The organism is uncultured Clostridium sp. (assembly GCF_900547735.1).
Lineage (GTDB): Bacteria > Bacillota > Clostridia > Lachnospirales > Lachnospiraceae > Otoolea.
Genome location: NZ_URHZ01000022.1, coordinates 1 through 15,198, shown reverse-complemented (window position 1 = coordinate 15,198; position 15,198 = coordinate 1). Strand labels below are relative to the sequence as shown.

Genomic DNA, 15,198 nt, shown 5'->3' with positions numbered 1-15,198 from the left:
GCTTTTAGATTGATAACGGCAGCCTGCCGTTGAAACGGCGGATGATTGTTCACCCGCTTTACTAAGAAGGATGGAAGAGCCTGATTTTTCTGCCGGTAAAGGGGGCCTGAATTGTCTGTGTAAAAACGGTAATTGTTTCGTAACGTCTCATAAAAAACTTGTCATGTTCTGCGATTTTTGATACAATATCACAAAATGATGTATTATTATGCGAATTATCAAATAATATTATATCAGACAGGAGGGTAAGTATATGAGTAAAGAAAAAGGCAAAAAGAAGCTGCTTGACCGGATCCTGAACGGGATCGAAGTGGCGGGCAACAAGCTTCCCGATCCGGCGACGCTGTTCGTTCTTCTGGCGACACTCATCGTAGTGTTATCCGGTATTTTCAGCGCCATGGGGGTCACCGCGGTCCATCCGGGAACAGGAGAGACCTTATCGGTTGTCAATCTGTTTTCCAAAGCCGGCGTCCGCATGATGTGGAGCAAGGCGGTAACCAACTTTTCGGGATTCGCTCCGCTTGGAATGGTGCTTGTAGCGGTAATCGGTTCCGGCGCGGCTGAAAAGAGCGGTTTCCTGGCGGCGTTCATGCAGAAGATGCTTGGAAGCGCAGCACCGGCATTTGTAACATTTGTAATTATTTTTGTAGGAATTAACGGCAATATTGCCGGAGATGCGGCTTTCGTTGTAATGCCTCCTCTGGCGGCCATCATTTATCTTGGAATGGGAAGACATCCGCTTTTAGGTATGTTTACCGCATACGCCGGTGTGGCTGCAGGTTTCTGCGCCAACGTGGCTCTCGGACTTTCCGACGCCCTGGCCTATGGGTATACGGAGGCGGCGGCCCAGATGATTGACCCGAATTATGTGGCTTCTCCCGCCATCAACTATTATTTCCTGATTGCTTCCTGTGTTGTACTCTCGATCGTCGGAACAATCCTGACGGAAAAATTCATGGCACCGCGTTTTGAGGGCCAGGACTTAAGTAAATATGAATATGATAAAGCGGCGGCCGAACTTTCTCCAAAACAGCATAAGGCCCTCAATCTGGCCGGTCTTTCTTTCGTGATTACGGTTGTGGTAATCATTGCAATGTGTCTCGGAAGCGATCCCGTTCTCGGTGACCCGGAAACAGGTTCCCTGATGGCATCCACCTCTCCGTTTATGAGCGGAATTATTGTAACGGTATCCATCGTTCTCTTTGTTCCGGGCGCGGTATACGGATTTGCCTCCGGCAGATATAAGAATGACAAAGCGTTATTTGCAGACATCGTGGATGCATTTAAAGATATGGCCCCATACATACTGCTGTGCTTCTTCTGTGCACAGTTTACAAATTACTTCAGCTGGAGCAACCTGGGAGCGATTATTGCCATCAAGGGCGCCGACCTGCTGACGGCAATGAACTTTACCGGTATTCCGTTGCTCGTGGGTCTTGTTGTTGTTTCCTGCATCGTCAACCTGTTCATCGGTTCCGCATCGGCAAAATGGGCAATTCTGGCTCCCGTATTTGTACCGATGATGATGATCCTGGGATATGACCCCGCGGTTACACAGGTGGCATACAGAATCGGTGACTCCATCACCAACCCGCTGTCACCGCTGTTCTATTATTTCCCGCTGATCCTCGGATTTGCCAGAAGATATGAGAAAGATACGGGTATGGGAACAATTATAGCCAACATGATTCCTTATTCCGTGACCTTTACGGTTACATGGCTTATACTGCTGGTAATCTGGGCAATGTTCAACCTGCCCCTGGGTCCCGGCGGCGGAATCTTCTTATAGTAAAAAATCCGGAGACGGAAGAAAGGCGGGAAAAACCTTATGGTTTTTCTCGCTTTGCGATTGGTGCGTTACTGCTGCCGAATTCTTCGGCCCGGAGATAAATGAAAGGAAACAGTATGAATTTTAAAGAGGAGGCCGCTGGGCTGAGCGATTATATCGTCGAAAAGAGACGGTGGATACACAGTCACGCGGAGGTATCTTTTGAGGAAAGAGATACGACGGCGTATATTACAAAAGAACTTGAAAGTATGGGAATTGAAACGCAGCGTTTTCCCGATTATTACGGCGTAATTGGCACGATCCGCGGAGAAAAACCGGGGAAGACGGTGATGCTCAGGGCTGACATTGACGCCTTACCGCTGAACGAGGGGAGCGGGGAGGCATTTTCCTCCTGTAATCCGGGAGCAATGCATGCCTGCGGACACGACTGCCACAGCGCAATGCTGTTAGGGGCGGCCCGTATGCTGAGCAGCCACCTAGAAGGCCTCTGCGGCACGGTAAAACTTTTATTCCAGTCGGCTGAGGAATCCTGCCATGGGGCGAACTACTATGTAGATCACGGATATCTGGACGATGTGGACGCCCTGATGGGAATTCACGTCTGGGCCAGTATGGAAACAGGCTTTATAAATATCGAGGATGGATTCCGGATGGCGTCCTGCGACAATTTTAAAATCATTGTGGAGGGCTCCTCGGTACACGGCTCCACCCCTCACCTGGGGCACGACGCCATCGTGGCCGCCAGCTCGATTATCATGAATATACAGACCTTTGTCAGCAGGGAAAATGATCCGCTGAATCCAATGGTGGTGTCGGTGGGCATGGTGAAGGCCGGAACCCAGTTTAATATCATCGCCGACCGCGTGGAGATGGAAGGGACTATCCGGACCTATGGAGTGGAGATGAGGAAGAAGGTTCAGAAGGAACTGGGAAGAATCATCGGCGGCACGGCGGAGGCACTTGGCTGCAGGGCTGAATTTATCAATAACCCGATTGAACCTCCGGTCATGAATGACGACCTTGAACTCAATGAAATCGCCAGGGCGGCGGCAGTGAAGCTGTATGGAGAAGAGGTCCTTAAAAAGATGCCGAGGGTCATGGGTTCCGAAGACATGTCCATTCTGATGGAAAAAGTTCCGGGACTGCTGTGTTTTATAGGCTATTATAATGAGGAGTGCGGAAGCGTCCATCCCGTTCATTCCGTCCATTTCCGTGTGGATGAAAAACTTCTGCCAAGAGGAGCGGCGCTTTACGCGCAGTTTGCCTATGACTATCTGGAAGGCGGAGAAGTGGAAGAGGAGGGAAAATCGCTGTGAATATAAAAGAACTTGCAGGAGAACAGAAGGAATATATACGTACGCAGCGCCGCTTTTTCCACGCGCATCCTGAGGTATCCAAGGAAGAGGCGGGTACAACGGAACATATCGTAAGGGAACTGGAGGCAATGGGCATTCCGGTCCGTACATTCGACGACTGCACCGGCGCGGTGGGAACCATCGAGGGAACCCGTTCGGGCGGGGAACCGGGTTCGGGAAAAACCGTAATGCTGCGGGCGGATATAGATGCCCTGCCGATCACCGAACCACAGAATAAAGAATATTCCTCGCAGAATCCGGGTGTGATGCATGCCTGCGGCCATGACTGCCATATGGCCATGCTTCTGGCGGCCGCCAAAATCCTGTCGTCCCACAGGGATGAATTTTCAGGTACAGTGAAACTGCTCTTCCAGATGGGAGAGGAAGTAGGCATAGAATCAAAGCATTATGTGGATAACGGTGCACTGGACGGCGTAGATGCAATCTTCGGAATGCATGTGTGGGCGCTCCTGGACTCCGGCTGCGTCAATTTTGAGGACGGGGAGAGGATGGCGTCCAGCGATCGGTTTACCATCCGGATCAAGGGCTGCTCCTCACACGGAAGCGCCCCTCACGAGGGAAAGGATGCCGTCGTAGGAGCGGCAGCCGTTGTTATGGCGCTTCAGACCCTGGTAAGCCGCATCAATAACCCCCAGAACACCTTTGTATTGTCGGTGGGGATGATGAATGGGGGAACCCAGTCCAATATTCTGGCCGGACAGGTGGAACTGGTGGGAACCACCAGGACTTTTAACAGAGAATTCAGAAAGAGCCTGCCAAAGCTCATCACCGATATGGCCTCAGGCGTAGCCGTGGCATACGGCTGCGAGGCGGAGACGGAATACTGCTTTTTCCCGGGACCGGTTATCAACGACCATGAGGATTTAAATAATATAGCGAGAAGCGCCGCGGAGAAACAAATGGGAAAAGCGGCTCTTGTTCATCTGGATAAAATGACGGGTGCGGAGGATTTTTCCGTTTTGATGGAAAAGGTGCCCGGAGTTTATGGTTTTTTAGGAGTGAGAAACAGAGAAAAGGGAATCTGCTGTGTGCATCATCATCCTGATTTTGAGGTAGACGAGGAACAGCTCCCGAACGGAACGGGAATCTATGTGCAGTTTGCGATAGATTATCTGAATGGATGAGAGAAACAGGGGAAGCGTGTTACTGGGCATTTTATGCGTTACTGTTCACACGGATGTATCCCGCGAGGTGTTTTCACGTGTTTTTCGTGAAAATCCCGAGTTAAGCGGCGCGACGCAACGAAAAGTGCGCGATGCGGACTTTTCATTACAATCAACGGAGTTTTTTGCCGTTTCTGTGCAGCGCGAAGCGGGTTGCTGGGCACGGAGTGAACAGTAACTTTTATGCCCAGTAACGGATGCGGAGGAAAGAAATAGTTCTTGCCATTCCGTCGTCGTAAAGTTATAATTACAATACAAATCGATGCCGTCTCAAGGCATCCGGATTTTTAATTCTGCAATGCAGTTTTGCATTGTAACCGGCAATTTCTGCCATAGTTCAACAGTTAAAAGGATATGGCAGGAAAGACAGCTCCTGTCATAAAAGAGAGGAGTTACGGATGGATAAAAGAAGCACGGTGAGCGGTTTCTGCAGCAGGATGGATTTTTATGAGGAACGCCGGAAAAAGGTGCAGCAGTTCAATATGACAAGCGATGTGTTTTGTGGAAAAGTACTGGAGGACAGGAGCGCCTGTGAGGAGGTTATCAGGATAATACTGGACGAGCCGGGATTTACCGTCAAAGAGGTAAAGGCACAGTATTCGATCCGCAATATTGAGAACCGTTCTGTGATTCTGGATATACTGGCGGAGGATACGAGCGGGAGAATGGTCAACATAGAGATGCAGATACGAAATGACGGTGATAACCAGAGGCGGGTAAGATATTATCAGGCCAGCATCGATATGAGCTGCCTGGAAAAGGGAGTGCCCTATGACGAGCTTCCGGAATTGTATCTCATTTTTATTACGGAAAAGGATTTTTTTGCACATAAGCTGGGAATCTATTATGTCGAACGCAGGCTGAAAAATATCGGTAACACTGTGGATAACGGAATCCATGAGATATATGCGAATCTGGAATGTGAATGCAGCAATGAAAAAATCAACGAATTGCTCTCTTATATGAAAAAGTCGGACAGCAGTTATCAAACTGAGATATTTCCGAATGTTGTCAGGAGAGTGAAGTTTTTCAAGGAGAAAGAGAAAGGAGTAGAGGGTATGTGCAGAATATTGGAGGAAGAGCGAAATGAAGGAAGAGAAGAGGGGAGAAAGGAAGGCAGTGACCGGATCAACGAATTGAATCGGAGGCTGTTAAAGGACGGAAGGAACGAAGATATGGTGAAATCCCTGGAAGAGCCGGAGTATCAGGAACAACTGTTGAAGGAATATAATCTGTGAACGAAAGAACGCTCCGCGAGGATGCACATGCCGCGTAGAGGTAAATAGTTGCTGAAGCAACTGCGCGGCAGTGCAAGAATCTGTGTTTTATTTTATATAATCAAGATACTCCTCAATTGTAAGAGCCGGCATAAAATCATTAAGAATCTGTCCGGCTTCTTTTGCCTGGTTTGTCAGAAGGCGGTAAGCGGTAAGAGCCATCAGTTTGGCAGGATTTACAAATGCCTTTTCCTCATCGGTCAGGCGGAAATCTTTGCTGTGCAGTGCGCCCTCGAATCCGCCGAAGGTAAAATTGAGCACCGGCATCAGGTGGGTCAGGTCGCCGACATCGGTGGAAGTCATATTTTCCTGACCGGGTGTGATGGAAGTCCAGCGGATGGAGCTGCCGATGAGCTCGGCTGCGTCTATCATAACCTGATCCGGCAGGCGTTCGATGACGGGGAGATAGCCGGGTACATCCTTAATCTCAATCTCGGCGCCGATGGCATAGGCAGCTCCTTTGAAGGCGCGGTCCGTTTTCTCAGATACCTCGGCGACGGCTTTCAGGCTGCCGGCCCGCACCATCATATCGAGAACGGCTTTATCGGGCACGACATTGACGGCAGAACCGGCCTCTTTCATAATAGGATGCACCCGGACATAATCTTTTTCCTGGAATGTTTCGCGTATCATGCCGAGAGCGCTGAGGGCCAGGGCAGCCGCATTCATCGCATTGATTCCCTCGTGGGGAGCTCCTGCCGCATGGGCGGCTTTGCCGTAAAATGTCGCCGTTTTTCCTATGAACCCGGTGCAGGCGTTGTTGCCGAGGACGAAATCATATTCACCGAAGGGGAGCATATGGGCGTGTGTGGTTATCGCCATATCAATGTCCTCAAAACAGCCGCGGGAGATCAGTTCGGCCTTTCCTCCGGAATGGGTGGAAATCTTTTTTTCCCTCAGTCCGCTGCGTATATCCTCACTGAGAAATTCCTCGGATGGTACGGCGAAAAAGGTGGCCAGTCCGTCCAGCTCACCGGCAACTTCCGGCGCCGTCAGGGCAATTGCGGCCCCGAGCATCGCTATCATCTGGGCATGGTGGCCGCAGGCATGGCTCATTCCGTCGGGAGCGGCCTGCGGATGGGAAGGGCAGAGAATTCCATCCAGCTCACTGATCAGGGCGAGATTTACGCCGCCCTCTTTGCCGACGGAAGCGCGGAGCCCTGTTCCGGCCAGACCGGTGCGGACGGACAAACCGAGCTTTTTTAGTTGTTCTGCAATAAAAGCGGAGGTATTCACCTCGGCAAATCCACGCTCTGCGCGGGTATAAAGTGTATTTCCCATGGATATCAGTTCTTCACGGTGTTCATCAATGATCTTTAATATCTGTTTTTCTGTCTCGTTCATGTTTTTCTCCTGTTGTTCTGAAAAATCATATGTGATTTTTCAGAAGCTGCATTTATTTTCAGGTTTTATCTTGCGAGTGTATTTAGAATCTCAGGCCGGAATCCTGCCCGGCCTCATGATTGGGAGCGCGGTTATTCTTCTTCGTCTTCTTCGGTAATGGAAACCTCGCCTGCAATATTCGTATTAAAAATTTCACGGACCTTTTCCGGATCATCCGTCTGTCCGAGAGCCCACATCAGTTTTGTGACGGCCGCTTCGGTCGTCATATCACGACCCGGAATGACTCCGCATTCCAGCAGACGGCGTCCTACCTCGTAGATAGAGAAATCACTTGGTTCGTACAGGCACTGGCTGCAGGCCACGACACTGATACCGGCTTTGGTGAGCTGCTCCAGTTTTTCAAGCAGGTTTCTTCTGAAAAAGTGCAGTCCGCCTGCTCCGAATGCTTCCAGCACGATTCCGCGGTATCCCAGGTTTTTCAGCGCATCAAAGATGGCCGGTTTGGTGTTTGGAATCAGCTTCAGCAAAAAAACGTCGGTGGAAATGCTGTCATTTAAAACGGCGCGGCAGGAGCCTTCGGTTGGCGGATCGGCAAGCGGGGCGGAAGACACCGGCTTTTCCGGCTCATGGTATCTTCGCATCCCATTGGCGAAAACTTCCGCCAGATAGGGGGCGTTAACACTCTCAAAAGCTTCAAACCCAAGCGTTCTTACCTTGACGGCCCGGCAGCCCAGCATGATCCGGCGGTTGAACGCCACACAGACGCCGTTTATTTTGGCGTCAATGGCGGCAAAGGCCGAGTAGAGATTGTTTCGCGCATCGGTCAGCATGTTGTCGATGGGCATCTGTGAGCCGGTCAGCACAACGGGGATGGGCAGGCTCTGGAGCATGAAAGACAGCATGGACGAGGTATAGGCCATGGTGTCGGTTCCATGGGTAACGACGATGCCGTCATACAGATCCAGGTTTTCGAAAATATTGCGGGCTATTTTTTTCCATTCCTCCGCCTGAATATTGGAACTGTCCAGACTGAGCAGTTCACGGCAGGTGATTTCATAGCGTGAGGTTAAATCTCCCATATAAGAAAGCAGCTCGTCTGCATTCATCTCGGGCTCCAGGCCGTTAGTGCCTTCTTTTGAGGCGATGGTGCCTCCTGTGGTGAATAATAATATTTTTTTCATGTTGTTTTACCGTCCTTTATGTTCACAAGTATACAGGAAACAAAATAGGCTGGCAAGGGGGGAAGAAAGGTGTTACTGTTCACTTTGTGACCAGTAACAGAAAGGTTACCGGCAATGTGAAACGGATACCCGGCAGAGAGGGGAATACCGTTTTGAAAATGCATGATTGACGGCGTGAAAACTGTCTTTTTGACAAAGATAGACAACTGCGGGGAAATGCAGCCCCGATTGACTTTTTTCAATTCCTATATTAAGATGTGGGAAGGAAATATTGGTGTTTTGTCTCTTCGATATTTATCCTTGCCCGGCAGGGCGGGGAGATAGGACACCGGAGAAAAGAGGCGTGTTATATGGATTTAAGAATTAAGGTAACGGCAAGGGAGATTTTCCTGTTTTCGCTTCACCACTATTACCATTCCACAGCAGGCGCCATCAGTATCGGCTGTTCGGTGCTGGCCCTTGGAGCGGTGGCGGCCACCTGGTCCGCGCAGCCTGGCTATATGAAGGGAGTTCTGGCACTGGCAGTCATATTGATCGCGGCAACCCAGCCCTTTGTCCTGTACAGGAAAGCCGGCAAGGAGACGCTGGATCCCCAGAGATCAAAGGAAACCCATTTTAAAATAGATTATAACGGACTGCGGGTGCATCAGGGGAAGGATAAGGCCGTAATCCGGTGGAACCAGATTGTAAAGGTGGGAAAGATATCGGATATTTATATCTTGTATCTGACCAAAGACAGGGCATACCTGTTCCCGGAGCGGGTACTCGACGGGAGCAAAAAAGAGCAGTTTCTGAACGTGATCAGAGAGTATGTCCCGGCAGAAAAGAGGAAAGGGATCTGAGATGACAATAGAGACATTTACACCGGAAGAGACATTTGAACTGGGAGAGAACCTGGGAAAGAAAGCAAAGCCGGGAGAGGTGTACTGCTTAAACGGAGATCTGGGAGTTGGAAAGACCGTATTTACCCAGGGGTTTGCGAAAGGACTCGGCATCGAAGGGCCGGTGAGCAGCCCTACGTTTACCATTGTTCAGCAATATGACGACGGGCGCCTTCCGCTTTATCACTTTGACGTCTACCGCATTGGCGATATCAGCGAGATGGATGAAATCGGCTATGAGGACTGTTTTTACGGCGATGGAGTCAGCCTGATAGAGTGGTCCAACCTGATCGAGGAAATTCTGCCGGAACAGCTTACACAGATCCGGATTGAGAAGGATTTGGAAAAGGGGTTTGACTACCGTAAAATAACCGTGGAGGAAAGAAAATGAGAATTCTTGGAATCGAAAGTTCATCTCTGGTGGCCTCGGTGGCCATTGTGACGGATGACGTTGTTACGGCAGAGTATACGGTGAATTTGAAGAAAACACACTCACAGACGCTGCTGCCCATGATCGATCAGATGATGGGGATGCTGGAGGAAGAGCCGGGTACCGTTGATGCGATTGCTGTCTCGGGAGGACCCGGGTCTTTTACCGGACTCCGTATCGGCTCGGCGACGGGAAAAGGGCTGGGTCTGGCGTTAGGCAAACCTCTGATCCATATCCCAACGATGGATGCAATGGCCTATAATCTCTACGGAGCTTCCGCGCTGATTTGTCCGATCATGGATGCGAGAAGAAACCAGGTCTATACAGGTCTTTACCATTACCATGATTCATTCGAGGTGGTCAGGGAACAGTGGCCGGCGGATATAAGGGAGCTGGTGGAAGAACTTAACCGGATTGGGGAAAAAGTTATTTTTCTCGGTGACGGAGTGCCTGTCTGCCGGCATATAATAGAAGAGGAAATAAAGGTTCCCTATGAGTTTGCACCGGCCCATGTAAACCGGCAGAGAGCAGCGGCAGTGGCAGCCCTGGGAGCCGTTTATTACAGTCAGGGCAAAACTGAGGATGCGTCGGAACATAAGCCGGACTATCTGCGCAAATCCCAGGCAGAACGGGAACGCGAGGTAGCGGAACGCCAGGGAGAAATGGATAAACTGGCGGCAGGGATTGTGGTAGTAGAGAAAAGCGGCAAGTAATAGAAGGCCGGAACAGCAGAGCATAGATAGAGAAGAGGGATAGGATGGCATCGATTCGTTTGATGGAGCTTAAGGATTTACAGGATGTGGCGGAACTGGAGCAGAAAAGTTTTACCGTACCCTGGTCCGGGAAACTTCTCGAAGAGTGCCTGGTGAGCCCTTTAGACAAGGTATGGGTTCTGGAAGATGAAGGAAAAATCAAGGGGTACTGCAACTTCCGTGTGATAGCCGGGGAGGGTGAACTGATGAGAATTGCCGTCCTGCCAGCATCCAGGGGGAGGGGGTACGGCAGGGAGCTTATGGAAATCCTGGCTGAGTATGCCAGTATAAATCAGGTGGAAGAAATCAGTTTAGAGGTAAGAGCTTCCAACAGCGCGGCCATAAATCTTTATAAATCATACGGTTTTAAAATAGAAGCAGTCAGAAAAAGGTATTACACCGATCCTGCCGAGGATGCACTCATTATGTGGCGCCGTCACAGTTGAAAAAATTACCACCTGAAATCGTGAATAAACCAGATATAATGTAGGAGTATCCCTGACGGTGATGCTCCTTTTTTCTCTGCAGCAGGGAAAATCAGAGCGTTGAAAATCGGACGGGAAAAACGAGATAAAAAATAAAAAAGGTCCGGTCGGGAAAAAGAGGGACAAGTAAAAAAACAGGTGACACACGATAAGAAGAAAGGCGAGGATATTATGAGAAAGTACAAAGAAAATGGACAACTTGAAGCTGTCTGCTGTAACATGTGCGGGAAAAAGATGGTTGTGAAGGACGGAATCCTGAGAGAAGGGGCTGCCCGCTTTGACTATGTATGGGATTATTTTTCGGAAAAGGATGGCGAGGTACATCATTTTGATCTCTGTGAGGAATGTTATGACAGAATGACGGCGGAATTCTGCATTCCGATCGATGTTGAGGAGCAGGTAGAGCTTTTGTGACAGGATTAATATATGAAAACACGAGGGTCACGGCGCGAAACTACGTTTTTTTGCCGTTTTCTGTGCATCGCGCAGCGTGTTATTGTTCACAGCGCAATGCAGTGTGAACAGTAACCTCAATCACTTCTGCTTCCCAACTAAATCCTCCTCCCCCTTGCAACCTGGCTTCCTTTTATGGTATGATTTGGGAGAACTATTTGACAGGCCGTATTATAGAAAAGAGGATTTTACATGTTAGACGTTTGTCTGCTGGGAACAGGGGGAATGATGCCGCTGCCGTACAGGTGGCTGACATCGTTGATGACCCGCTGTGACGGGAGCAATTTATTAATAGACTGTGGTGAAGGAACCCAGGTGGCGCTGAAGGAGAAGGGATGGAGCCCCAAACCGATCGATGTAATGTGTTTTACCCATTACCACGCGGATCATATCAGCGGTCTTCCGGGCCTTTTACTGACGATGGGAAATGCGGAGCGGACAGAGCCCGTAATTATGATTGGACCGAAGGGCCTGGAACGGGTGGTCGGCGCTCTCAGGACAATAGCGCCGGAACTTCCGTTCCCGCTTCAATTCATTGAGATGACGGAACCAAGGGAAAAGTTTGAGATAGGACCTTATGTGATCGATGCATACAAGGTGAACCATAACGTTACCTGTTATGGATATTCCGTTTCCATCCCGAGGAATGGGCGGTTTGATGTGGAGCGTGCAAGAGAGCAGCAGATCCCTCAGAAGTTCTGGAACCGGCTTCAGAAAGGTGAAATTGTGGAGGACGGCGGACGTACCCTGACGCCGGATATGGTTTTGGGAGCTGCCAGAAAAGGAATCCGCGTCACATATTGTACGGACACCAGACCGGTTCCCGTGATTGCGGAATATGCGCAGGATGCGGATCTGTTTATCTGTGAAGGAATGTACGGCGAGGACGGGAAAGAGTCCAAGGCCAGAGAATACAAGCATATGACGATGTATGAGGCGGCGAACCTCGCAAAGACGGCGAAACCAGCGCAGATGTGGCTTACCCATTACAGTCCTTCCCTCACCAGACCGGAAGAATATATGGATAAGGTCAGAGAGATATTCCCTGAGGCAAAAGCGGCAAGGGACGGCTGGACGGCAGAGCTGGGCTTCGAAGAAGATTAGGAAGCGGGAGGAAGAAAAACGCTATGAAAAAACATACAACGGATGAAGATGTTTATATTCTTGCAATTGAAAGCTCCTGCGACGAGACCGCTGCCTCCGTGGTGAAAAACGGCCGCCGGGTGCTCTCAAATGTCATATCGTCACAAATTGACCTTCATACGCTCTATGGTGGGGTTGTACCGGAGATTGCCTCCAGGAAACACATAGAGAAGATTAACCAGGTAATTGAAAGTGCCCTGAAAGAGGCGGACATGACCCTGGAGGAGATTACGGCAATTGCAGTCACCTACGGGCCCGGCCTGGTGGGTGCTCTTTTAGTTGGAGTGGCCGAGGCGAAAGCGCTGGCCTATGCCGCCAAAAAACCACTTGTTGGAGTCCATCATATAGAAGGACACGTATCGGCCAATTTTATTGAGAATCCAGATCTGGAGCCTCCATTTGTCTGCCTTATCGTATCCGGAGGACATACACATCTTGTAATTGTGAAGGATTACGGGGAATTTGAGATTATTGGAAGAACAAGGGATGACGCCGCCGGAGAGGCCTTTGATAAAGTGGCAAGGGCTGTGGGCCTGGGTTATCCGGGAGGGCCTAAGGTGGACAAGGCCGCACAGGGCGGAAATAAGCACGCTGTGGAATTTCCGAGAGCCAAAGTCGGGGAGAATCCCTATGACTTCAGCTTCAGCGGCTTAAAATCGGCTGTTCTTAATTATATTAACCATGCGAAAATGACGGGAGAAGAGATTGCCGTTCCAGACCTCGCAGCCTCATTTCAGAACGCCGTAGTGGAAGTTCTGGTCACAAGAACAATTGCAGCAGCCAGGGAGTATGGCTATGACAAGGTTGCGATCGCCGGAGGCGTTGCATCGAATACGGCTCTCAGGGAAGGAATGGAGGAGGCCTGCCGCAAAGCCGGGCTCAAATTCTATCACCCATCCCCCATCTACTGTACGGACAATGCGGCGATGATTGGTGTGGCGGCCTATTATGAATACATCAATGGTTCCCGGGCCGGATGGGATCTTAATGCGGTGCCTAATCTGAAGCTGGGGGAGCGCTGACTATGGACAAAGAAGCCTTAAATAAGACAGGCCGGTTTGCGGCTGTCATACTGGCGGCAGGCAGAGGGAGCCGGATGAACAGCAAAGTCCAAAAGCAGTATATGCTCCTGGATGGGAAACCTCTTATCTATTATTCACTGAAAACATTTGAGGATGGGCCGGTGAATGAGATTGTGCTTGTGACGGGGGCGGAAGAAATAGAGTATTGCCGCAAAGAAATAATAGAGAAATACGGATTTAATAAAATATTGGCCGTGGTCTCCGGAGGTAAAGAACGCTATCACTCTGTCTATGAAGGACTTAAATGCCTGGAGGCACAGGGGGGATACGGTCAGGGAGATTATGTCCTGGTCCACGACGGGGCCAGGCCGTTTGCCGATGCAGGGGTGATTGCCCGGGTGATGGATGACTCGGTGCGTTATGGAGCCTGTGTGGCGGGGATGCCGTCCAAAGATACGGTAAAGCTTTCCGATGACGCCGGATTTGCCGGAGTGACGCCGGATCGCTCCCTGGTCTGGACGGTTCAGACGCCGCAGGGATTTTCCTATTCTCTGCTCAGGGAAGCCTATGACAAGATGATGGCCCGGGTGGAATATCAGACAGGTGTTACCGATGATGCAATGGTGGTGGAGTCGATGACCAGACATAAAGTCAGGCTGACGGAAGGCTCATACCGCAATATCAAGGTAACGACACCGGAGGATATGCTTGTGGCGGAAACTTTTATACATCATACAGCCGGTATTTAGGCAAATGGAAAAAGATTTACGGTGTGCCAGGATATGGATAGGTTTTTATTTTTCTGGATATACTGTACATAGGAATAACAGCCTTATTATTAAAAACGGATTTAAAACGTAAAAAGGTATGGAAGTTTCCTTTTTGCTGCCGGTTTTTTATCATTGGATAAAAGGTGCGGAACAGGAATTCGTATCCGCCCGATTGAGGTTCGGTGATTCCAAAGAAAGATTCTTATTTTACTATAGAATTCATATTAAGTAGAATTTATATAAAAGAGGATAACCTCATATTTTGGTGAAAAGGAAAATATAAGGACGAAACTCAACGATATAAATTATACCTAAAATGCCCGCAGGCCTTGTGTTTAAAGGAAAGCTTACAGAGGCTGGAAACCAGTAATTACAAAATTTGTAAAAAAATGAAAAAAAGTGGTTGACACCTGTGGGTATACGTGGTAAGATTATCACCGTTGCTGCTGAGACAGCGAGCGACAAAGCCCTGATAAACAACCGTTTTCGACGGCTGCAGAGATTAATATTATCTAATGTATGAATTGAATCTATAAAAGATTAAATTCAAAAAAAGATAAAAAAGTACTTGACAAATTGGAAAGCCTGTTGTAGAATATGAAGGCACGTTTGGAGAGATATCGAAGTGGTCATAACGAGGCGGTCTTGAAAACCGTTTGTCCGCAAGGGCGCGTGGGTTCGAATCCCACTCTCTCCGTTAAGAAATATAATGCACAGCTTCATATATAAATAAGAAATCAACCGGCAGAAGTACCCAAGAGGTTGAAGGGGCTCCCCTGGAAAGGGAGTAGGTCGTTAGTAGCGGCGCGAGGGTTCAAATCCCTCCTTCTGCGTTCGACATTGACAGACAAGCAATTGGAAGTCAGTGCCAGGAACCTTGAAAACTGAACAGTATGTAAAACCTTGAAAATTCTTAAAGAACAAAGGCTTTTGGTTAAGCCTAGAAGTTCGAGAGAACATTCAGAACAAAACCAAGTAAAAACGTGATACACTTGCGGAGCACGAAAGTGCTACAAAAGCGAACACAAACGGACAAAAATAGCCAAGCGATTTTTGAACGGAATCAAATCTTAAACATGAGAGTTTGATCCTGGCTCAGGATGAACGCTGGCGGCGTGCCTAACACATGCAA

The 15,198-nt window shown here is 49.3% G+C and carries 14 protein-coding genes, 2 tRNA genes and 1 rRNA gene; 15 read left to right on the top strand and 2 right to left on the bottom strand.

Features of this window, described 5'->3' with window-relative positions; translation table 11 throughout:
• Positions 1–253 precede the first annotated feature (253 nt).
• The 4 genes from QZT18_RS09120 (at position 254) to QZT18_RS09105 (ending at position 5,566) form a co-directional block, all read left to right on the top strand.
• Positions 254–1,789, top strand: coding sequence for an AbgT family transporter (locus QZT18_RS09120; protein ID WP_294146894.1), 1,536 nt, complete (start codon positions 254–256; stop codon positions 1,787–1,789).
• Positions 1,790–1,905: 116 nt separating this feature from the next.
• A complete protein-coding gene (locus QZT18_RS09115; RefSeq protein ID WP_294146893.1) occupies positions 1,906–3,105 on the top strand; it encodes an amidohydrolase in 1,200 nt (399 codons plus the stop codon).
• On the top strand, positions 3,102–4,289 hold the full coding sequence (locus QZT18_RS09110) for an amidohydrolase (RefSeq protein WP_294146892.1): 1,188 nt from the start codon (positions 3,102–3,104) through the stop codon (positions 4,287–4,289). Before QZT18_RS09115 ends, QZT18_RS09110 begins: the two co-directional genes overlap by 4 nt.
• A gap of 437 nt (positions 4,290–4,726) precedes the next feature.
• Positions 4,727–5,566, top strand: coding sequence for a PD-(D/E)XK nuclease family transposase (locus QZT18_RS09105; RefSeq protein WP_294146891.1), 840 nt, complete (start codon positions 4,727–4,729; stop codon positions 5,564–5,566).
• A gap of 87 nt (positions 5,567–5,653) precedes the next feature.
• Here QZT18_RS09105 and QZT18_RS09100 read toward each other — a convergent pair whose 3' ends face one another.
• Entirely contained in the window at positions 5,654–6,949 is a 1,296-nt protein-coding gene (locus QZT18_RS09100) for an amidohydrolase (RefSeq protein ID WP_294146890.1), read from the bottom strand.
• A gap of 131 nt (positions 6,950–7,080) precedes the next feature.
• Positions 7,081–8,130 (bottom strand): asparaginase, encoded by a 1,050-nt coding sequence (locus QZT18_RS09095; RefSeq protein ID WP_294146889.1) that lies wholly within the window; start codon positions 8,128–8,130, stop codon positions 7,081–7,083.
• Positions 8,131–8,480: 350 nt separating this feature from the next.
• On the opposite strand from QZT18_RS09095, the gene QZT18_RS09090 reads away from it, so the two are divergent.
• The 11 genes from QZT18_RS09090 to QZT18_RS09040 all read left to right on the top strand — a co-directional run.
• The gene (locus tag QZT18_RS09090) at positions 8,481–8,972 is read left to right on the top strand and encodes a YcxB family protein (protein WP_227032325.1); all 492 of its coding nucleotides are present in this window, start codon (positions 8,481–8,483) and stop codon (positions 8,970–8,972) included.
• A gap of 1 nt (position 8,973) precedes the next feature.
• Complete coding sequence (gene tsaE / locus QZT18_RS09085) at positions 8,974–9,402, top strand: tRNA (adenosine(37)-N6)-threonylcarbamoyltransferase complex ATPase subunit type 1 TsaE (protein ID WP_294146888.1); 429 nt, start codon at positions 8,974–8,976, stop codon at positions 9,400–9,402.
• A complete protein-coding gene (gene tsaB / locus QZT18_RS09080; RefSeq protein WP_294146887.1) occupies positions 9,399–10,154 on the top strand; it encodes a tRNA (adenosine(37)-N6)-threonylcarbamoyltransferase complex dimerization subunit type 1 TsaB in 756 nt (251 codons plus the stop codon). Before tsaE ends, tsaB begins: the two co-directional genes overlap by 4 nt.
• Before the next feature lie 44 nt (positions 10,155–10,198).
• On the top strand, positions 10,199–10,639 hold the full coding sequence (gene rimI / locus QZT18_RS09075) for a ribosomal protein S18-alanine N-acetyltransferase (RefSeq protein WP_294146886.1): 441 nt from the start codon (positions 10,199–10,201) through the stop codon (positions 10,637–10,639).
• Positions 10,640–10,849: 210 nt separating this feature from the next.
• Complete coding sequence (locus QZT18_RS09070) at positions 10,850–11,092, top strand: hypothetical protein (protein ID WP_294146885.1); 243 nt, start codon at positions 10,850–10,852, stop codon at positions 11,090–11,092.
• A gap of 231 nt (positions 11,093–11,323) precedes the next feature.
• Positions 11,324–12,235, top strand: a complete 912-nt coding sequence (locus QZT18_RS09065) for a ribonuclease Z (protein ID WP_294146884.1) — start codon at positions 11,324–11,326, stop codon at positions 12,233–12,235.
• Positions 12,236–12,258: 23 nt separating this feature from the next.
• Positions 12,259–13,296 (top strand): tRNA (adenosine(37)-N6)-threonylcarbamoyltransferase complex transferase subunit TsaD, encoded by a 1,038-nt coding sequence (gene tsaD / locus QZT18_RS09060; RefSeq protein WP_294146883.1) that lies wholly within the window; start codon positions 12,259–12,261, stop codon positions 13,294–13,296.
• 2 nt (positions 13,297–13,298) lie between these two features.
• Complete coding sequence (gene ispD, locus QZT18_RS09055) at positions 13,299–14,045, top strand: 2-C-methyl-D-erythritol 4-phosphate cytidylyltransferase (protein WP_294146882.1); 747 nt, start codon at positions 13,299–13,301, stop codon at positions 14,043–14,045.
• A gap of 632 nt (positions 14,046–14,677) precedes the next feature.
• Positions 14,678–14,763, top strand: a tRNA-Ser gene (locus QZT18_RS09050).
• A 47-nt stretch (positions 14,764–14,810) separates the two neighbouring features.
• Positions 14,811–14,899 (top strand) — tRNA-Ser (locus tag QZT18_RS09045).
• A 239-nt stretch (positions 14,900–15,138) separates the two neighbouring features.
• Positions 15,139–15,198: ribosomal RNA gene (locus tag QZT18_RS09040) — 16S ribosomal RNA — on the top strand; the annotation flags it as partial.